The sequence below is a fragment of the Duganella sp. GW821-FHT07G03 genome (assembly GCF_059418605.1).
Window position 1 is genome coordinate 22235 of record NZ_JBWKQE010000030.1, and the last position, 20719, is coordinate 42953.

The window sequence follows — 20719 nt, forward strand, 5'->3', positions numbered from 1 at the left end:
GACGTCTAGACGACTAAATATCGAGATGCTTATAAAAATACAGACATCTAGATGTCATAGCCTTGTCATAAAGGCTGGATAAGATGGCGTCGCTGGCTGGTATGCCTGCGCCCTCGTTCAACTTTCTGGAGCTGTAGATGCCCGTCCCATATATCCGCAAATCGCTTGCCGCCTTCTTTTCCCTGGCGGCGCTGGCCGCGCACGCCGACACCACGCTGACCGTGTACACCGCCCTGGAGGCGGACCAGCTGAAAGCCTATCAAGCGAAATTCGAAGCCGACAATCCGGACATCAAGCTCAAATGGGTGCGCGACTCGACCGGCATCATCACCGCCAAGCTGCTGGCCGAAAAAGCCACGCCGCAGGCTGACGTGGTGATGGGCGTCGCCGCCACCTCGCTGCTGTTGCTGGACAAGGAAGGCATGCTGCAAGCGTATGCGCCCAAGGATGTCGACAAGCTGTCCAAGCGCTACGTCGACAGCGCCGTGCCGCCGACCTGGGTGGGGATGGATGTGTGGGGCGCGGCGATCTGCTTCAACACCGTGGAAGCGGCCAAGCAGGGCCTGAAGAAACCGGAATCGTGGAAGGACCTGCTCAAGCCTGAATACAAGGGCAAGATCGTCATGCCGCATCCGGCCTCCAGCGGCACCGGCTACTTCGACGTGACGGCGTGGCTGTCGCTGTTCGGTGAAAAAGAAGGTTGGGCCTTCATGGACAAGCTGCACGAGAACATCGCCCAGTACACGCACTCCGGTTCCAAGCCGTGCAAGCAGGCGGCGGCCGGCGAGTTTCCGATCGGGATCGCGTTCGAATACCGTGCCGCCAAGCTGAAGGAAGGCGGCGCGCCGCTGGACGTGGTGCTGCCGAAGGAGGGCCTGGGCTGGGACGTCGAAGCGACCGCCATCCTCAAGGGCAGCAAGAACCAGGAAGCCGCGCGCAAGCTGGCCGATTGGTCGGCATCGCGCGCGGCCAATGAGCTGTTCGCGAAGAACTTCGCCATCGTCGCTTATCCCGGCGTGACCAAGCCTCATCCCGCCATTCCCGCCAACTATGAAACGCTTTTGATCAAGCAGGATTTGAAATGGTCGTCGCGCGAGCGTGACCGCATCCTGACCGAGTGGAACAAGCGCTACGACGGCAAGGCCGAGCCGAAATAAGGGCAGCAGAATGAAGCAGACCGATTTCCCCTTGTCCGCGCAGGACCTCGCATCGCCCCAGGCGGACTGGTTGCGCATTGAAGGCGTCAGCAAGCGCTTCGGCGCGGCGCTGGTGCTGGACCAGATCAACCTGACGGTGCGGCGCGGCGAGTTCCTTTGCCTGCTCGGTCCTTCCGGCTGCGGCAAGACGACGCTGTTACGCGTGATCGCCGGACTGGAGGCGCAGGATGGCGGGGTAGTCATCATGGGGGGGCGCGACATCGGCGTCCTGCCGCCGGCCAAGCGCGACTACGGCATCGTGTTCCAGTCGTATGCGCTGTTCCCCAACCTGACGGTGGCGGAGAACGTGTCGTATGCGTTGCGTCTGCCGCGCAAGGAGCGCGCCGCCCGCGTGGCGCAGCTGTTGCAGATGGTGGAGCTGGACGGCAAGCAGGAACACTATCCGGCGCAGCTGTCCGGCGGCCAGCAGCAGAGGGTGGCGCTGGCGCGCGCGTTGGCGACCTCGCCTAGTTTGCTGTTGCTGGACGAACCCTTGTCCGCGCTGGACGCGCGGGTGCGCGACAACCTGCGGCAGGAACTGCGCGCCTTGCAACAGCGGCTGGGCATCACCGCCATCATGGTGACGCATGACCAGGAGGAAGCGCTGGCGATCGCCGACACCATCGCCGTGATGGCGCATGGCCGCATCGAGCAGACCGGCACGCCGGAGCAGATCTACCGCGAACCGGCCACGCGTTTTGTCGCTGATTTTGTCGGCTGCGCCAACTGGCTGCCGGTGAGGCAGAACGACGCTGGGGTGGTCACGGCGGGCGATCTGTCGTTCGGATTCAGCCTGCCGGTGGGGGCGCGCGCGGCCACGGCGTTTTGCCGCCCGGAGGATATCTGCGTCGAGCCGCATTGGTCGGCCGGCGGCAAGATGACGATGGCCATCGTCGAACGCGTGGACTTTCTCGGTGGCGTGCGTCGCGCCGTGCTGTCGCTGGCGGCGGAGCGCCATGTCGAGTTGACGGTGGACGTGGCGCGCAATGAACCGGGCTATGAACTGCTGATACCGGGACAGCGCGTGCCGGTTTCCATCGCGCCGCACAAGGTGCGCTATTTCGTGGATGGTGCGGCATGAGCGGATTGACGATGCCGCGCTTGATGCGCACGGACAGCGGCATACATGGCGTCGACGATAAGGTCGCGATGCTGCTGCAATGGCTATGCGTCGTCGCGCTGACGGTATTTATCGCGCTGCCGCTGGCGGCCATCTTCATCAAGGCGGGGCAGGATGGCAGCGGCGCGTTTGTCGGCCTGTCGCAGGTCACGCAGGTCATCGCCGAGCCGCGCATCCAGTCCGCCGCATGGAATAGCATGAAACTGGCGGTGATGACGCTGATGCTGGTGCTGCCGGCCGCCTTTGTATTCGCCTTCGCGTTGACGCGCTCCCGCGTCGCCGGCAAGCCTTGGCTGCGGCTGATCGCCTTGTCGCCGTTGTTGGCGCCGTCGTTGATGCCGGCGATTTCGCTGGTCTACCTGTTCGGCAACCAGGGACTGCTCAAGGGCTGGCTGGGCGGCGCCACGATCTACGGTCCGCTCGGCATCGTGCTGGGCGAAGCGTTCTACACGTTCCCGCACGCCTTGCTGATCCTGACTGCCGCGCTGTCGGTGGCCGATGCGCGCTTGTACGAGGCGGCGCTCGCGCTGGGTGCGGGGCCGGTGCGGCGCTTCTTCACTATCACGCTGCCTAATGCCCGCTACGGATTGGTGTCCGCCGCCACGCTGGTGCTGACGATGGTGGTGACGGACTTCGGCGTGCCCAAGGTGATCGGCGGCCAGACCAATGTGCTGGCGCTGGAAGCCTACAAGCAGGTGCTGGGACAACAGAACTTCAATCGAGGCGCCGTCATCGGTCTGCTGTTGCTGTTGCCGGCGTTGGCCAGCTTTGTCATCGAGCGCCGCGTGGCAAGGCGCGCGCAGGGCTCGATGACGGGGCGTTCGGTACAGTACCACGCCAAGCGGAACGCCTGGCGCGACACGGCGCTATCGGTGGGCTGCTGCGCGATTGCCGTATTCCTGGTCGCGTTGATCGGCGTCGCGGTGGCCGCTGCTTTCATCAAGCTGTGGCCCTATAACATGGGCTTCACGCTGGATCATTTTGATTTCGACCAGCAGGACGGCGGTGGCTGGCGCTCCTTCAGCAACAGCATCGTGCTGTCCAGTGTCAGCGCGCTGGCGGGCACGCTGCTGGTGTTCCTGAACGCCTACCTGATGGAGAAGATGCCGCTGGCGCGTGTCGGCGTGCTGCTCTCTCGCGCCATCGCCATTATCCCGATGGCGGTTCCGGGCATGGTGCTGGGACTGGGCTACGTGCTGTTCTTCAGCGCACCCGCCAATCCGCTGCATGGACTCTACGGCGGCATGACGGTGCTGGTGGCTTCCTGCATCAGCCACTTCTACACCACCGCGCATCTGACGCTGACGACATCGCTGCGCCAGATCGACGGCGAGATCGAAGCCGCCTCGCGCAGCCTTGGACGCCATTGGTGGGTGAGCTGCCTGCGCGTCACGCTGCCGATCGTGCTGCCGTCGATGCTGAACGTTTTCCGCTACCTGTTCGTCTCCTGTATGACGACGGTGAGCTGTGTGATCTTCCTCTACAGCCCGAACACTGAACTGGCGTCGCTGGCAGTGTTGAACATGGACGATGCGGGCGATACCGCCGCAGCCGCCGCCATGGCCACGCTGATCGTCGGCAGCTCCTGCCTGGTTTCGCTGGCGCTCAATGCGCTGGGCTGGTGGTGTGAACGCCGCCTGCAACGCTGGCGCGCGGCTTGAGTCCCTACCTTCTTTTTCACCTCACTTGATATGACATCCATGCAAGCACCACTGCTGTTAACTCCCGGTCCCTTGACCACCACCGCCCGCACCAAGAACGCCATGCAGTACGACTGGGGCTCCTGGGACGGCGATTTCAATGCGCTGACTGCGCGCTTGGGCCGCCGTCTGCTGTCCATCATTGACGGCGGGGACGATTATTCCTGCGTGCCGTTGCAGGGCTCTGGCACCTTCGCCGTGGAGGCAGCCATCGGTAGCCTGATGCCACGCGACGGCAAGCTGCTGGTGCTGGCAAACGGCGCTTACGGCAAGCGCATGGCGCAGCTCACCGACATGATGGGGCGTCTCGTCGACATCGTCGATTTCGGCGAGACCGCTCCGGTCGATCCGGCAGTGGTGCGCGAGCGACTGGCCGCCGATCCGGAGATCACCCACGTCGGCGTCATCTACTGCGAGACCAGCACCGGCATCCTCAATCCGCTGGCCGCCATCGCCCAGGAGGTCGCCGCCGCCGGTCGCAAGCTGGTGATCGACGCCATGAGCGCTTTCGGGGCTTTACCTTTGTCGTGCCGCGATCTGGCCTTCGAAGCGGTGATCGGTTCCAGCAACAAGTGCCTTGAGGGCGTGCCGGGCATGGGCTTCGTGCTGGCCCGCACCAGCGCGCTGGAACAGGCGGAAGGCCGCTCGCATTCGCTGTCGCTGGATTTGCACGATCAATGGCGCTACATGAACAAGACCGGCCAATGGCGCTACACGCCGCCTACCCATGTGGTGGCGGCTTTCGACTGCGCGCTGGACCAGTATGAAGAGCAGGGCGGCCAGCCGGCGCGGCTGGCGCGCTACGAGGGCAACTGCAAAACGCTGATCGAAGGCCTGGCCGCCATCGGCCTGAGTTCCTTCCTGCCGGCGGCGATACAGGCGCCGATCATCGTCACAGTGCACGCGCCGGATCATCCAAACTGGAATTTCACCGAGTTTTATCGCCGCGTGAAGGAGCATGGCGTGATCCTCTACCCCGGCAAGCTGACGGCGGTGGAGACCTTCCGTGTCGGCTGCATCGGAGCGATCGATTCGGGCGACATGGAACGCGGCATATCCGCCATCGCCGCCGTGCTGGCGGACATGGGCATGCAGCCCAACTAACACAAGGAAGACAACTATGAATATCATCACCAACACTCATTGCGCTCCAGCCTACACTGGCGGCGTGCAAGCCGTGATCTTCGACTGGGCCGGCACGATGGTCGATTTCGGATCGTTCGCGCCGACGCAGGTATTGATCGACGCCTTCGCCGGTTTCGGTGTGCGCGTTTCGCTGGAAGAGGCGCGTGTGCCGATGGGACTGGCCAAGTGGGACCACATCCAGGCGCTGGGCCGGCAGGAAGGCGTCGCCCAGCGCTGGCAGGCGCGCTTTGGTGCGCCGATGGCGGACAAGGATGTCGATGAGCTGTACCACGTGTTCCTGCCATTACAGGTGGAGCGTGTCGGCCAGTATTCCGCGCCGATTCGTGGTGCGGTGGAGGTGCTGTCCGCGCTGCGCGCGCGCGGCATCAAGATCGGCTCGTGCTCCGGCTATCCGCGCGTGGTGATGGATAAGCTGCTGACCAAGGCCGTCGCCGACGGCCTGGTGGTCGATCACGCCGTCGCCACGGACGACCTGCCGCCCGGCGGCCGTCCTGGCCCGTGGATGGCGCTGGAGAACGTGATCGCGCTGGGCGTGCAGGATTTGCCGGCTTGCGTCAAGATCGACGATACCACTCCCGGCATCGCCGAAGGACTAGCTGCTGGCATGTGGACGGTGGGTGTGGTCATGTCCGGCAATGAAGTCGGCCTGACGGAACAGGAGCTGGCCGCGCTGCCGGAAGCGGAACGCCAGCGCCTCGGCGCCGCAGCGGCGGATAAATTGCTGTCCGCAGGCGCCCACTACGTCATCGGCAGCATCGTCGAATTGCCTGCGGTGCTGGCGCTGATCGAGACGCGGCTGGGCAAGGGAGAGCGGCCATAAAGCCTATGCGTACCACTTCCACAGCAAATATGCGACAATCGGCGCGGTTTCCTTTACTGCCCGATGGAGTGCTGCTGAATGTCTGAAAATATGATCGTCCGCCAGGCCGGTACCACCGTCTGGAAGCAGATCCAGGAGTCGCTGGGCAATGAGATTCTGGGCGGCCGGCTGCAAGGGCGCCTGCCCAACGAAACGGAGCTGGCGGAGCGCTACGCCGTCAACCGGCATACGGTGCGGCAGGCGGTCAAGGCATTGGTCGAGCAGGGCATGGTGGAAGTGGTGCATGGCCGCGGCACCTTCGTGCGCGAAGATTTCATCGACTACCAGATCGGCCGCCGCACGCGGCTCGCGCACAGCGTGGTCAAGGCGCGCCGCGTCGGCAAGAGTGAAATCCTCGATTGGGAAAACGTGCGGCCGTCGGCGGAGATTGCCGGCCTGCTGGAGCTGTCCTCGCGGGCGAAGACGCTGGCCGTCAATTCGCTCGACGTGGTGGATGGCAAAGTAATCGGCGTCTGCACCCAGTACTTTCCGCTGCCTCGCTTCGAGGGTTTCGGCGAGGCCTATTCGAAGGTGGGCAAGACGCATCTGGCGCTGGCGCAGTTCGGCGTCGAGCAGTTCCAGCGTAAGCTAAGCCGCATCACGGCGCGCCTGCCGACCAACGAGGTGGCGCAGCAGCTAGGCCAGCCTACCTCGCTGCCGATCCTGTATGTGGAAACCGTCTACGTCGACCAGGACGACAAGCCGTTCGAGTACGGCATCTCCAATTTCAGCAGCGCCGCCGTGCAGCTGGTAATCGAACCGGACTAAATCATGAAAACCTACCACGGTAGTTGTCATTGCGGCGCGGTGCGCTTTGAGGCGGACCTCGATTTGAGCCAGGGCAGCCTGCGCTGCAATTGCTCGTTCTGTTTGAAGATACGCTGCTGGGCCGTGATGGCCAAGCCGCAAGCCTTCCGCCTGCTGGCCGGCGAGGCCGAGATGAACGTCTACCAGTTCGGCGCCAAGAACGAGCATCACTACTTTTGCAAGCATTGCGGCGTGCGTCCCTACGGCATCGGCAACTCGCCGCGCTACGGTGTATTCTATGGCGTCAATGTCGCCAGCCTCGATGGCGTCAGCGACGAGGACCTGGCCGGCACGCCCATCACCTACGTCGACGGCCGCGCCGACAACTGGATATCGCCACCCACTGAAACCCGTTATCTTTGAATCCGATGATCAGATCCGCTACGCCAGACGATGCTGCAGCCATCGTCGCCATCTACAACCACTACATCGCCACCACCACCATCAGCTTCGAGGAGCATGCGGTCACGCCGGAGGATATGGCTGGCCGCATCCGCGACGTCACCGCCGGGCTGCCATGGCTGGTGCATGAGCAGGACGGCGAAGTGCTCGGTTACGCCTACGCGACCAAGTGGCGCGCCCGCAGCGCCTACCGCTTTGCCGCCGAGACCAGCGTCTACGTGGCGTTCGGACAGGGCGGCAAGGGCATCGGATCGGCGCTGTACAAGGCGCTGTTGGAAGATCTGCGCGCCCGAGAAATCCATATGGCGATAGGCGGCATCGCCCAACCCAACGAAGCCAGCGTGGCGCTGCACGAAAGCCTGGGCTTCGAGAAGGTCGCCCACTTCAAGCAGGTCGGCCGCAAGTTCGATCGCTGGATCGATGTCGGCTACTGGGAGTTGCAGCTGTCCTAAGCCGTCTGCGCCGCGTTGTCCTGCGGCGCCAGCACGCTGCGCTTGCCGCCTTCGGAGCGGGCGCGGTACAGCGCCTGGTCGGCCGCCAGCACCAGGTCCTCGGCATTGTCGTCTTGCGCCGCCGGCAGCGCGGCCACGCCGATGCTGGCGCTGACGCCGCCCGACGGTGCTTTCACATTCGGCAGGTTCAACGCGCTGATGGCCGCTTCCATGCGGCGCGCGATCAGCATCGCTTCGTCGCCATTGGTGCCTGGGGCCAGGAAGGAAAATTGGTCGGCGCCGTAGCGCGCCACCAGGTCGCCGGCCCGCTGCACCGCGCCGCTCAGCGCATTGGCCGCCCGCCGCAGCACGTCGTCGGCGGCCTGCTGGCCGTAGTGGTCGCGATAGGCGCCCAGTTGGTCTATCTCCACCAGCCCAATTGCCACCAGCTTTCCTTCACGCGCCGCGCGGCGCCATTCGCGCTCCAGCTGGTCGTCGTAGCAGCGGCGGTTGGCGATGCCGGTCAGGCTGTCGGTGGCCGACAGGTTGGCCAGCTTGTGCTGCGCAAGCCGCAGCGCCTCGGTGCGTTCCAGCAGTAGTTTCTCAAGCTCGCGGGCGCGCGCGCCCAGGCGCCGCGCCGTCCAGCGGAACAGCAGCACCAGCAGCCCCACCACCAGCGCCGCCACGGCGCTGCGCGCCCACCACGTTTCCCACACCGGCGGCGTGATCGTGATCGGCAGGATGATCTCGTCGCGGCTGGAGACGCCCTTGTTGTTGCTGCCCTGCAGATGGAAGTGGTATTTTCCGGGCGCCAGATTGGTGTAGGTCGCCACCGGATGTCCGGCATCGGCTTGCACCGGTTGCTTGTCGAAGCCTTCCAGCCAGTAGGAATAAGCGTTCCTGCGCGGTTCGGCGAAATGCAGCGCGGCGAATTCGATCGAGATGGTGTTGGCGATCCACGGCAGGCTCAATGAACGGGGCTGCGTCAGGCTGCCTTCCAGTACCACGTCCTCCGGCGGGTTCTTGCCGCCCAGTGAACGGTTCAACACGCGGATATCGGTGATCGCCAGCTGCGGCGGGCGTGAGGCGCTGCTGTGGATGGTCGGGTTGACGGCGGTGACGCCGCTGCTGCTGCCGAAGTACAGGAAGCCGTTGCTGCTGTTGGCGGCGGAGTCCATGTAGAAGCCTTCGGTCAGGCCGTCCTCCACCGAGTATTCGGTGACGGCGCCGGAGACTGGATCGATCTTGCTCAGTCCCGCCGCGGTGGTCACCCAGATCATGCTGTTTTTATCCGAACGTATCGCTTCGATCAGGCGCGTACCCAGCTCGCCTTTTTCCTGGATGCGGGTGATGGTGAATGCGCCGTTCTTGCCGGCCACCAGATGGTTCAAGCCCTTGGATGTGCCGACCCACATGCTGCCGTCGGTATCCAGGTGCAGGCTGCTGACACGGTCGCTGCTCAGGCTCGCTGGATTGTTGGGATCGAGCCGGAAGTGGCGGAATTTTCCCGTGGCCGGATCGAGCATATCGAGTCCGCCGCCGCGATAGAACTCGCCGCTCCATACGCGGCCGGCGTTGTCTTCCACCACGGTGGTGGCGCCGTTGACGCTGCGGCTGTCCGGGTTCTTGTCGTCGTGGGCGTAGCTTTCGACCGCGCCGCTGGCCGGATCGTAGCGCAGCATGGCGGTGCCGGTCCCCAGCCACAGCACGCCGCCGCGTCCCGGTGCGATGGTGTTGATGAAGTCCGTGGTCTTGCTGCCGAAGTGGATCACCTTGAACGGTGCATCCGGCGTGTCCAGCCGGTTCAGGCCCTCCGATGTGCCGATCCACAGCACGCCGTCCGGCGCCTGGTAGGTGCTGTAGATGACGTTGGAGCTCAGCGCGCCAGGCCGCTTGGGCGTGGCGCTCCAGGTGCGCACCATCTCGCGCTTGGCCGGGTCGAACAGCGCCAGGCCGTCGTCCAGCGCGAGCCACAGCTGGTTGTTGGCGGCAGCGCCGACGCTGCGCACGAAATTGCTGGACTTGACGAAGTCGGGGGCGATGTCGCGCGGGACGAAACGTTCGAAGCCGTGATAGCCAAGGTTGGCGCGGCTGACGCCATCGGTCAGCGAGCCTACCCACAGCGTGCCGCTGCGGTCGCGCATGGTGGTGTTGATGGCATCGCTGTTGAGGCTATGCGCATCCTCGGCGCGATGGCGGTAGCTCTGGAACTGGCGCAGCTCGCGGTCCCAGCGCAGCAGGCCGCTGGTGCGGGTGCTGATCCACAGGTCGCCGGCGCGGTCCTCGTCGATGTCGGTCACGCGCTTGGCCTGCACCGGCAGCGTCTCGCGCTTGTCCCAGGGCTGGCCGGTCTTCCATGTCACCAGGCCGTCGGCGGAGCCTATCCACAGCGTGGCGGCGCTGTCGAAGTACAGCGCGCGCACGTCGTTGGCCTTGGGGTTGGGATGCTCCGGGTCGTCGACGCGGAAGTGCTGGAAGCCGGTGGCGCCGGGCGCCAGGTAATCCAGGCCGCCGGGCCAGGTGGCGGCCCACACGCCGCCCAGGTGGTCGACGGCGATGGCGTTGACGTCGTTGTAGAGCAGGCTGTCCGGCTTGGCGTCGTCGTGGCGGTAGATGACGAAGCTGCCGTTGCGTGGGTCGAAGTGCTGCAGGCCGCCCCATGTCGCCACCCACATGTCGCCCTTGTTGTCGGCGATGATGCGGCGCACGATGCGCGCATTGTTCGGGCCTCCGGCAGGCACGTGGCGGGTGAAGTTGTTGGCCACCGGGTCGAAGCGCGCCAGGCCTTCGTCGGTGCCGATCCACAGCTTGCCGGTTTCGTCCTCGTACAGCGCGGTGACGCGGCCGCCCGGCAGGCTATGCGGGTCGGACGGGTCGTTCATGTAGCGCACCTGCTTATGGCCGTCGTGGCGGAACAAGCCGCCCTCGATGGTGCCGATCCAGACGAAGCCCTGCCGGTCCTGGAGGATGGTGAGGATGGCGCGGCTGTCGGCGCCCAGCGAATCGACTGCGGTGAAGGCCAGCGGGCGTGGCGCCGCCTGCAGGGGCGCGGCGTGCAGGCAGGCCAGTGCGCCGCACAGCAGCAGGCGTAGGACGGGGCGGAAGGGCATGCGCGGCATTCGGGACCTTGGTATTTTGGCTAGCCAAGTAAAGCACAGAATCGGCCGCCGGGGAAGCGGTGGAGCAACACTTTTCCGCTATAATCCATTGACAAATCCCTATGCTTCGCAAGGCGACATGAACGGATCTTCCGACGGAGTACCCCTGCAGACGGCGCCGCTGTCGCCCAAGCCGCCCAAGCCACCCTTGCGCACCTGGCGCGCAGCGTGGGACCAGTTGCGCCGGCGCGGCCTGCCGGGCCGCCAGGCCATGCGCTGGGCCACGCTGGCGCTGCTGCTGGCCGTCGGCGCGGTGCTGATCCAGCGCCAGGTGGTGTTCCAGCAGCACAGCCGCGACCTGAAAGCCGCGGCGGACGATATCGCGCGCCAGATCCAGATCGACTCCACCGACGGCCGCGTGATGGGCGGCGCCATTCTCATGGGACTGGTGGAAGACAGCGTCAAGCTGCTGCTGTCCGGCGAGCTGGCCGCCGACGCCTATCGGCTGCACGTCGACTTCGCCGCCGTCATCGATCAATACAGCGCCGACACCGTGTTTGTGCTGAACGGCGAGGGCACCATCGTCGCTTACCTCAACAAAGAGGGCAAGGCCATCGGCGTCGGCCGCAGTCTGCGTTATCGCCCTTACGTGCGGCGCGCGCTGGCCGGCGAAGCCAATGTCTATGCCGCCATTGGCAGCAATTCGCATGAGCGCGGGCTGTATTTCGCGGCGCCGGTCTACAGCGGCAATTCGCGCGACACGCCCATCGCCGGCGTCTACACCATCAAGATGCCGGCCGCCGAAATCGACCGTATCCTCGCGCGCAGCAAGGACCCGGTGCTGCTGCTGTCGCCGGACGGCGTGGTGTTCGCCACCAACCGCAACGAATGGCTGTTCACGCAGTCCCGCAAGGTCGCACCGGCGCGCCTGGCCCAGTTGGAAAAGGAAAAGCAGTTCGGCGAGCTGTTCGCCGGCGACGGTCCTTTGCCGCTGCCGTTTGAACCAGTCGGCAAGCAGGCCAGCATCCAGGGCCGGACCCACGCGCTGGCCGGCACCGATTTGAACTGGCCGGACGACGGCGGCGCCTGGCGCGTGGTGATCATGCAGGACAAGGGCGAGTGGCTGCCGCTGTGGAACCAGTTGATGCTGGCTGCGGCCTGCATCGGCGCCGTCTGGCTGTGCGGGATGGTGGTGACGGGCCGCACCCGCGCCGCCGAAAGCGCGCGCCGCCTGCGCTTCGAGAACGAGCGCCGCATGCGCGAGATCACCAACAACCTGCCGGTGGCGGTGTACCAGTTCCAGATGGACGCGGCGGGCCAGCCGCGCTTCCGCTTCATGAGCCCCGCCATCACCGCCATCACCGGCCTGCAGGCCAGCGACGTGCTGGAGGACGGCGCCATGCTGTTCGCGCTGCTCGATCCCGACGGCCGCGCGGGCCTGCTGGAGCAGATCGCCGACAGCGCGCGCCAGCACTGGTCGATCCACCGCCGCCTGGAGTTCGGCGCGCAGGGCATGGTGGCGGCGCGCTGGGTCGACATCCATTGCACCTGCGTGCACCAGCAGGCGGACGAGGAAGTATGGAACGGCTACCTGGCCGATGTGACGGCCGAGCACACGGCGGCGCAGACGCTGAGCGCCGCCAAGCAGACCGCCGAAGACGCGACGCGCAGCAAGTCGCTGTTCCTGGCGAATATGAGCCACGAGATCCGCACGCCGATGAACGCCATCATCGGCATGAGCCACCTGGCGCTGAAGACCGGCCTGACGCCGCGCCAGCACGACTACGTGCAGAAGATCCAGCGCGCCGGCCAGCACCTGCTGGGTATCATCAACGACATCCTGGACTTCTCCAAGATCGAGGCCGACAAGCTGCAAGTGGAGAACCAGCCGTTCGAGCTGGATCAGCTGCTGGAAAACCTGGCCACGCTGATCGGCGACAAGGTCAACGCCAAGGGCCTGGAGCTGGTATTCGACGTCGCCCCCGACGTGCCGACCGCGCTGGTGGGCGACGCGCTGCGGTTGGGCCAGATCCTGATCAACTACGCCAACAACGCCGTCAAATTCACCGAGCGGGGCGAGGTGGCGGTGACGGTGCGCGTGCGCAGCCAGGACGAGCGCCGCGTGCTGCTGCACTTCGCCGTGCGCGACACCGGCATAGGCCTGAGCGAGGAGCAGATGCGTCAATTGTTCCAGAGCTTCCAGCAGGCCGACGCCTCCACCACCCGCAAGTACGGCGGCACCGGCCTGGGACTGGCGATCTCGAAGAAACTGGCGCAGCTGATGGGCGGCGAGGTTGGCGTCGAGAGCGAATTGGGGCACGGATCGACCTTCTGGTTCACCGCCCACCTGGAGATCGGCCGGAACGAACGGGTTTCGCTGCTGCCGTCGCTGGACCTGCGCGGCAGCCGCCTGCTGGTGGTGGACGACAACGACAGCGCGCGCAGCGTGATCGCCGAGCTGCTGCGCGGCATGCGCTTCAACGTGCAGGTGGCGGCGTCCGGCGCCGAAGCGGTGGCCATCGTGCGCGATGCCGCCGCTGCCGGCGAGCCGCTGGCCGTGGTGCTGCTGGACTGGCAGATGCCGGGCATGAGCGGCATCGAGACCGCCGCCGCCATCAGGGCGCTGGGCCTGCAGGAAACGCCGCGCCTGATGATGGTCACGGCCTACGGACGCGAGGAAGTGCAGCAGCAGGCGCAAGGCGCCGGCATCGACGATGTGCTGATCAAGCCGGTCAACGCCTCGGTGCTGCTCAACACCCTGATCCGCCTGCTGGGCGGTGAGGTGGACGACAGCGCGCTGGCGCGTCCGGCCCCGGTCAGCACGCGCGCCGCGCTGGCGACCCTGCGCGGCGCGCGCGTGCTGCTGGCCGAGGACAATGAGTTGAACCAGCAGGTGGCGTCCGAGCTGCTGGCCGATGCCGGCCTGCTGGTGGACATCGCCAACAACGGCGTCGAGGCGGTGGCGATGGCGCAGCGCGAGCAATACGATATCGTGCTGATGGACATGCAGATGCCGGAGATGGACGGCGTCGAAGCCACCCGCGCCTTGCGGGCCTTGCCGCAGCTGGACGGCTTGCCGGTGGTGGCGATGACGGCCAACGCCATGCAGGCCGACCGCGACCTGTGCACGCAGGCGGGCATGGTGGACTTTGTGATCAAGCCGATCGAACCGGACGACCTGTGGCGCGCGCTGCTGCGCTGGATACCGCCGCGCCACGCGCTGCCGGCGCACGAGCTGGCGCACGAACCGGGCCCCGAACCGAGCCCCGAACCGCAAGCCGCGCCGGAAGACGACTTCCCGCACGAGATTCCGGGCCTGGACATGGTGGCCGGCCTGCGCCGCGTGCTGGGCAAGCGGCCGCGCTACCTGGCCATGCTGCGCGGCTTCGTGGCCAACCAGGCCGGCGCCGTGCGGCAGATGTCGGCGCTGATCGCGGCCGGTGACCGCGCCGGCGCCGAGCGCGGCGCGCACACGCTCAAAGGATTGGCCGGCAATATCGGCGCCAGCGCCTTGCAGGTGCTGGCCGGCGAAGCCGAACATGCGCTGTCGCCTGCGGCGGAGGGGGAGGCCGGCGCCGCCGCGCTGTCGGCGCGCCTGGCGCCGCAGCTGGCGCAGCTGGAATCCGTGCTGGCCGGCCAGGTGGCGGCGATCGTCGCATGCCTGCCGGCGGAAGCGGAACTGGAAAAGGTGGAAGTCGATCCCGAACAGCGCGACGCCGTGGTGCGCGAACTGGGCGCGCTGCTGGCGGACGATGACGCCCGCTCCGAACGGCTGCTGGTGGAATATGGCGCGCTGCTGGCCGCCGCCTTCCCCCAGCACTACCGCAAGCTGGAACAGGCGGTTGGCGATTTCGACATGGAACAGGCGCTGGAGATCTTGAACGGCGCCATCGCCGCCTTGCAGGACGACGGCGCGCTACATCAGTAGGTGGTCAGCGGAACCGGCTGGCCGCCCTTGAAGTTGAAGATGGTGACTGGCGACTGCTTCATGTCGCCATGCTCGTCGAACGAGTAGGTGCCCGCCACGCCCTTGTACGAACCGGCGCTGATGGCGGCGCCCACTTTTTGCGGATCGATCGAGTTCACCTTCACCATCGTCTGCGCGTACATCATGGCCGCATCGTAGTAGGCTGCGGCGTAGACGTCGGGCTCCTGCTTGAAGCGCGCCTTGTACTTGGCCTTGAAGGCCGGACCGCTGGCAAACTTGTCGAGGATGGCGCCGCCCTGCGAGCACAGGACGTTTTCGCCGACGGCGTCGCCACCGAGCTTGCCCATCTCCGCGGTGCAGATGGTGTCGCCGCCCAGCAGCTTGGCGTTGATGCCCAGCTGTTTCATCTGGCGCGCCATCGGTGCGCCCTGCGGCGCGTAGCCGCCGAAGAAGATCGCTTCGACCTTCTTGGTTTTGAGCTTGGTCAGGATGGCGGTGAAGTCGAACGCCTTGTCGGTGGTGAACTCGTGGCCGGCCACGGTCATGCCGGCGGCCTTGGCCTGCTTCTTGAATTCCTCGGCCACGCCTTGGCCGAAGGCGGTGCGGTCGTCGATCACGGCCACGGTCTTGAGCTTGAGCTCATTGGCCGCGTACAGCGCCATCTTGGTGCCCAGTTGGGAGTCGCTGGCGTTCACGCGGAACAGGCCCTTGTAGCCTTGTTGCGTGATCTTGGGATTGGTGGCGACGGTGGCGATCAACACGCCGGCGTCGTTGTAGGCGCGCGAGGCGGGAATGGCCACGCCCGAGTTGTACGGGCCGACCACGTACTTGACGCCCTGGTCGATCAGTTTCTGGGCCGCGGCCACGCCGGCTTTCGGGTCGCCCTGGTCGTCTTCCGATTGCAGTTCGAACTTGAGCTTCTTGCCGGCCACGGTGATCGGCTTGGCGTTCAGTTCCTCGACCGCCAGGCGCGCGCCGTTCTCATTGTCCTTGCCCGAAAACGCCTGGGCGCCGGACAGCGGGCCGCTGTGGCCGATCTTGACCACGGTGTCCTGCGCCTGGGCGCCGGCAGCGCCCAGCAGGGCGAGGCTAAGGGCGGCTGCAATATGCTTCAATTTCATGCGATCTCCTGATGTTGTGTTGTGAGGTGATGGCAAGATTATCGCCAAAAACGCAAAATATTATCGCGTGACTTGGGCTTTCGATTGGCCTGTTTTGCGCTGCATCGCCTTTCAAAGGGGCGCAGTTCAAAATTTAATTCGGCACTCGCTTGTTTTGCGTTTTCTTTTCACGCGCCGGGGGCTGTATCTCTAAGGTAGCATGGGTGAGCGCAGCAGCGTCGATTTCCTGCGCCAACTCACGCTAGCCTCGCCGATCAAAGTCAGCAAGATCCTGACCGACAACAGCTCGCAGCTCACGACCGTTTCACCGGCAAGGAAAAGAAACCCGGTGGCCGGCACGCCTTCTATTACCAAATGGTAATGCAGTGCATTGTCAATTGTGACATTTTGTGAGAATTTCGTTAAATAAATTAACTAAAATCCGGCCACGACAAAATGCACATCATTTATGGGTATTTGTGCCGTCATATCGCTATTGGTTAAAAATAACATAGTGAATTGAATTGTTATTTTTAAAGCAATGGAATAGTAGTGGAAAATATGCCTTATCCGAACATGCCAGAAATTGATAGACTGAAAACGGGTCTGTCTAGTTTATGTGTGGTTGCCGGAAACTACGAAATCAGCACCACGCTGGACCAACTCATGCATGAGTTGGGACTCACCGATGTCCGCGATAGCGTGCGGGATCTTCTGCGAGCAACAAAAATCTTGGGCTTGAAGGCGCGAGAAACGACATTGGATTGGTCGCGGTTGTCGAAGATAAATTTACCCGCAATAGCCCAACTCAAAAATGGGCAATTCCTGGTTGTATTGCAAGCAAATAATAAAAGTGTCGTCTTCTTCGATCCAATTCGTCCCCACTCATCACTGGTATGCCAAAAAGATGAGTTTGAGACAGCGTGGGCGGGAAGCATAATTCTCGTAAAGAAGCCCCTAGAATACGGTGCCCGCGGTGTATTTGGCTTGAAATGGTTTGTTTCCGAAGTACTGAAATATCGGATGATTTTTTCCGAAATATTCATTGCAGCGTTTGTCGTGCAGATATTCGGATTGGCATCGCCATTGTTCAGCCAAGTAATAATTGACAAAGTAGTTGTTCACCGAAATATATCGACACTGCATGTGCTTGGCATAGGCATGGGTTTCCTACTGGCATTTGAGGCAATTTTATCCATCTTGCAATCCTATCTGATGGCCCATACGGCAAGCCGAGTGGATGTCGTGCTAGGCAGCAAGGTGGTGCGACACCTCTTACGCCTGCCTTTACAGTTTTTTGAATCGAGAAGAATTGGAACGATTGTAGCCCACGTCCGTGAACTAGAGACAGTACGTCAGTTCATTACTGGCGCGTCGATCGGATCCATACTTGATTTACTTTCGATATTTATACTTGTTCCTTTGATGTTCTTTTACAGCACCCGGCTCGCTTGGCTGGTGTTGGCGGTATTGCCATTTTTTGTGCTGAATTCCTCGATTATTATCCCGCTGATGCGCGCACGGCTGGCGGAAAAATTCCGCCTGGGCGCGGAAAATCAGTCATATCTGGTGGAAAGTGTCAGTGGCATTCATACTATTAAAGCGCTGGCCGTCGAGCCGATTATGGAGAGAAAATGGAACGCAATTCTATCCCGATATATCACCGCTTCCTATCGCGCGACCTTGCTAGGTAATATCGGCGGTGTCGCGGGCCAATTGATTCAAAAAATTGTCACCCTTGCGATTTTATGGATGGGCACGGAAGCTGTGCTGGCGGGCGAGATGAGCGTAGGCCAGCTTATCGCATTCCAGATGCTGTCCGCGCGAATTATTCAGCCTATCGTGCGCATTGCGCAGTTGTGGCAAGAGTTCCAGCAGGTGGCGCTGTCGGTTGCGCGAATTGGCGACATTATGAATACGGCTCCGGAACCGCGCTACCTTGGAAAATTTTCAGGGGGAAACAAGATCAATGGCGACGTTCGCTTGGAGCACGTGAATTTTCGATATGAGGAGCACGGCGTATCCATATTATCTGATCTGTCGTTTTCCATACCAGCTGGGAAAACGGTGGGCGTGGTGGGGCGCAGCGGTTCAGGAAAGAGCACGCTTACAAAGTTGCTTCAGCGTTTGTATCTGCCAAACTCCGGCAAGATTTTTATAGACGGAAACGATATTCAATTTATTGATCCTGCACAATTGCGCAGTCAGATTGGCATTGTCCTTCAAGAGAACTTCCTTTTCAACGGCACTATTGCCAGCAACATCGCTATTAATCAACCCAGTGCCTCCATGGCCAGCATTATGCGTTCCGCGTCTACCGCAGGAGCGCACGAATTCATCACCGCGCTTCCTGATGGTTACGATACGCCCGTCGGCGAACGAGGTGTCAGCTTATCTGGAGGACAACGACAACGGATCGCAATTGCCCGTGCGCTGCTGGGTAATCCCAGTATCTTGATCTTTGACGAAGCCACCAGCGCCCTGGACTATGAGTCGGAGCGTTATATTCAGGAAAACATGGAGCAGATGTGCAAAGGACGTACCGTTTTTATAATTGCCCATCGGCTTTCTACCGTATGCCAGGCTGACTCAATTATTGTGATGGATAAGGGGACCGTGGCCGAGCAGGGAAGCCATAGCGAATTGCTGGCTAAAAGTGGATTATATGCACACCTGTTTTCGCAACAACTGGAGACGGTATGACGGGACTCGACAAAGTAAGCGCTTTATCAGTGCCCAGAAGAATGCGTTTGTTTGTGAGTGGCTACATCCAGGATAATGCAAAATTTTCGCGCTTAGAACTTGAATTCTCACCCGAAGCGATCGAGCTCGAGCATACAACGCCATCTTTAGGTGCGCGAACTCTTGTCTGGATCATTATTGCTATCTGTGCGGTCACCGTGCTGTGGTCATATTTCGGAAAAATAGACGTAATCTCTACTTCGCAAGGAAAAATTGTTCCTAACGGGAAGTTGAAGGTTGTTCAATCAGTTGACCGAGGCAAGGTTTTATCCATATTTGTTAAAGAAGGCGATTTGGTCAAGGCGGGAGACGTGCTGATCGAACTAGATTCGGATCTTGATCGCAGCGACTTGGATAGCTCGTCTGAACGCCAACTCTATCTTCAAGCAGAAAAAATCCGCCTCACCGCTGAACTGGACGGTACTCGCCCAAAGTTCGAGAGCGCGGGAGTTCCACCCAATATCGCTTTGCTGCAAGAGTCCTTGATGCTTTCCCGGAATAGCGGATTTTTAGCGAAAATTACCGAAGCGGGCAATATGCAGCATTCAAAAGAGCTAAATATACCTGTGCAACTTGATGTGCTGAACAAACTGCAGGCGAGCCTGAAAATCGCAGAGGAAAAAGAGGCAAGGGTACGGCCGTACGTTGGAACGGTGATGCCTCGCTTTGAGTACCTGAAGCTGAAGGACGACGTGGGCCAATTGGAGAGCGGCGTTGCATCCCAAAAAAATCAACTGAAGGTCGCTGAGCAGGAAGCGAGAGCAGCGGGGCAACAAGTCATGCAGATTCGGCAGGAACACCACAGTCAACTTCTGTCCGAGTTAGATAGTTGCAACACCCGATTGGCGGGGCTGAACGGCGATGTCACCCGGGCTGGGACCTTGGTGGGAAGAAAGAGAATCTATACGCCGGTTAGCGGAAAAATACAGATGATCTCGGTGAATTCAATCGGCGAGGTCGTCGCCCAAGGGCAATCGGTGGTCACCGTCGTGCCCGAAGGGGTTGCCACTACGATTGAAGCCTACCTATCAAATGAGGATATTGGTTTCGTTCGGACCGGACAAATTGCCGACATTAAAATTGACGCTTTTCCATTCGAACATTATGGCTCGCTACGCGGAGTGGTGGCCGATATCAGCCCCGATGCGGAGGATAAACAGCTTAGTAGCGCCGAAGCGGCGGCCCAAGCGCAAGGGGAAATATATCTGCCGACTAAAGCTGGCCTGAAATATAAGCTGAAGATCAAGATAACCGGGGTTGGTCCGGGGTCAGGTGAGGAAATTCTTAAAACCAGGGCTGGAATGACGGTTCAAGTGGATATTAAGACGGATCGTCGCCGCATTATTGAGTTCTTTTTAGAACCAATGAAAAAACATGTGCAAAATAGTATGACGTCAAGATAGGGGCAATGCTCCATCTGACCGCTGCAGAATCCACGTATAGCGCAGGCTATGTGTTGACCGGTTAAGCCGACCGGAAATCGGCTAATTTATTATTGAGAGATTTATATGGATGAAGAAGGATTCTCTGACAAAGCATCAGGGCATGAAGTTTTGGACTCTATGCCGTCAGGCGATGAGTTGGGTAGCGGCGGCTATGGCGACGGAACGGTCGGTAACCAAAACGCATACACCCTGGATTGCTCAAACCCGGATGCAAGCAATAGTACCAAGACGGGTGGAACCTATACCACTGTTGGGGTTACCGCACCGACTTTCGGTGCAACCGGAATTGGTGTTGCTGGGACCTTGACATCCAACGGCGACGTGCTGGTTTCTGGTGTTGCTGGCACAGCCGGCGCTAGTGCCACCTTTGGCTATATCCCGGCGGATCAGACCGGTTCCGCATACCTGAGTGGGCCCGCAGTTAGCGCCAATATACCTTTACCAGGCTCACCGGTCACTCCAGGTATTGTCGTGGCTTCGCCCAACACCTATACCATAGGCACCCCCGGCGTCAGCGGTAGTTACACTGTTCCGCTCGGAACAGCTATTTGTGCTCCGGTGAACGTGTTTAATGCAGGTGTCAACGCGGTTGGTGCGGGCATAAACGCAGGTGTTAACGCGGTTGGAAATATTTACAATCAGGCCGCTTCCTACGGGCATGATGCGATTTTTGGAACCGGGCACCGTTGATTGATTGGTATCTGTTGCCTAAAATTCGTTAGGTAAACCGCAGGAAGTTTCGAAG

Annotated in this window: 14 protein-coding genes and 1 pseudogene; 13 read left to right on the top strand and 2 right to left on the bottom strand. The window is 61.9% G+C overall.

Annotated elements, in window-relative coordinates; translation table 11 throughout:
* The first annotated feature begins 137 nt into the window (after window positions 1-137).
* The 8 genes from AC07OK_RS27475 (at window position 138) to AC07OK_RS27510 (ending at window position 7682) form a co-directional block, all read left to right on the top strand.
* Entirely contained in the window at window positions 138-1157 is a 1020-nt protein-coding gene (locus AC07OK_RS27475; RefSeq protein WP_494693242.1) for a putative 2-aminoethylphosphonate ABC transporter substrate-binding protein, read from the top strand.
* 10 nt (window positions 1158-1167) lie between these two features.
* Entirely contained in the window at window positions 1168-2277 is a 1110-nt protein-coding gene (locus AC07OK_RS27480; RefSeq protein WP_494693243.1) for a putative 2-aminoethylphosphonate ABC transporter ATP-binding protein, read from the top strand.
* Window positions 2274-3977, top strand: coding sequence for a putative 2-aminoethylphosphonate ABC transporter permease subunit (locus AC07OK_RS27485; RefSeq protein WP_494693244.1), 1704 nt, complete (start codon window positions 2274-2276; stop codon window positions 3975-3977). Before AC07OK_RS27480 ends, AC07OK_RS27485 begins: the two co-directional genes overlap by 4 nt.
* Window positions 3978-4007: 30 nt before the next feature.
* The gene (locus AC07OK_RS27490; protein WP_494693245.1) at window positions 4008-5120 is read left to right on the top strand and encodes a 2-aminoethylphosphonate--pyruvate transaminase; all 1113 of its coding nucleotides are present in this window, start codon (window positions 4008-4010) and stop codon (window positions 5118-5120) included.
* A 16-nt stretch (window positions 5121-5136) separates the two neighbouring features.
* Window positions 5137-5982 (top strand): phosphonoacetaldehyde hydrolase, encoded by an 846-nt coding sequence (gene phnX / locus AC07OK_RS27495; RefSeq protein WP_494693246.1) that lies wholly within the window; start codon window positions 5137-5139, stop codon window positions 5980-5982.
* Between the two features lie 78 nt (window positions 5983-6060).
* Window positions 6061-6789, top strand: a complete 729-nt coding sequence (gene phnF, locus AC07OK_RS27500) for a phosphonate metabolism transcriptional regulator PhnF (RefSeq protein WP_494693247.1) — start codon at window positions 6061-6063, stop codon at window positions 6787-6789.
* A 3-nt stretch (window positions 6790-6792) separates the two neighbouring features.
* Window positions 6793-7191 carry a GFA family protein gene (locus AC07OK_RS27505; protein WP_494693248.1) on the top strand — a complete coding sequence of 133 codons (399 nt, stop codon included), beginning with the start codon at window positions 6793-6795 and terminating at the stop codon, window positions 7189-7191.
* A gap of 5 nt (window positions 7192-7196) precedes the next feature.
* Entirely contained in the window at window positions 7197-7682 is a 486-nt protein-coding gene (locus tag AC07OK_RS27510; RefSeq protein ID WP_494693249.1) for an arsinothricin resistance N-acetyltransferase ArsN1 family B, read from the top strand.
* Here the strand turns inward: AC07OK_RS27510 and AC07OK_RS27515 are convergent.
* Window positions 7679-10771 (bottom strand): two-component regulator propeller domain-containing protein, encoded by a 3093-nt coding sequence (locus AC07OK_RS27515; RefSeq protein WP_494693250.1) that lies wholly within the window; start codon window positions 10769-10771, stop codon window positions 7679-7681. The two genes, AC07OK_RS27510 and AC07OK_RS27515, sit on opposite strands and share 4 nt — an antisense overlap.
* Before the next feature lie 127 nt (window positions 10772-10898).
* Here AC07OK_RS27515 and AC07OK_RS27520 point away from each other — a divergent pair, with 127 nt between their 5' ends.
* Complete coding sequence (locus AC07OK_RS27520; RefSeq protein WP_494693251.1) at window positions 10899-14687, top strand: response regulator; 3789 nt, start codon at window positions 10899-10901, stop codon at window positions 14685-14687.
* Here AC07OK_RS27520 and AC07OK_RS27525 read toward each other — a convergent pair.
* Window positions 14681-15808 carry a branched-chain amino acid ABC transporter substrate-binding protein gene (locus AC07OK_RS27525; RefSeq protein ID WP_494693252.1) on the bottom strand — a complete coding sequence of 376 codons (1128 nt, stop codon included), beginning with the start codon at window positions 15806-15808 and terminating at the stop codon, window positions 14681-14683. The genes AC07OK_RS27520 and AC07OK_RS27525 overlap by 7 nt on opposite strands.
* Before the next feature lie 193 nt (window positions 15809-16001).
* Here AC07OK_RS27525 and AC07OK_RS27530 point away from each other — a divergent pair.
* From AC07OK_RS27530 to AC07OK_RS27545, 4 genes and pseudogenes are all read left to right on the top strand, one after another.
* Window positions 16002-16153, top strand: a pseudogene (locus AC07OK_RS27530) (IS481 family transposase); the annotation flags it as partial.
* A 195-nt stretch (window positions 16154-16348) separates the two neighbouring features.
* Window positions 16349-18490 (top strand): peptidase domain-containing ABC transporter, encoded by a 2142-nt coding sequence (locus AC07OK_RS27535; RefSeq protein ID WP_494693286.1) that lies wholly within the window; start codon window positions 16349-16351, stop codon window positions 18488-18490.
* Window positions 18487-19932 carry an HlyD family type I secretion periplasmic adaptor subunit gene (locus AC07OK_RS27540; RefSeq protein WP_494693253.1) on the top strand — a complete coding sequence of 482 codons (1446 nt, stop codon included), beginning with the start codon at window positions 18487-18489 and terminating at the stop codon, window positions 19930-19932. Before AC07OK_RS27535 ends, AC07OK_RS27540 begins: the two co-directional genes overlap by 4 nt.
* Before the next feature lie 105 nt (window positions 19933-20037).
* The gene (locus AC07OK_RS27545; protein WP_494693254.1) at window positions 20038-20664 is read left to right on the top strand and encodes a hypothetical protein; all 627 of its coding nucleotides are present in this window, start codon (window positions 20038-20040) and stop codon (window positions 20662-20664) included.
* Window positions 20665-20719: the final 55 nt, after the last annotated feature.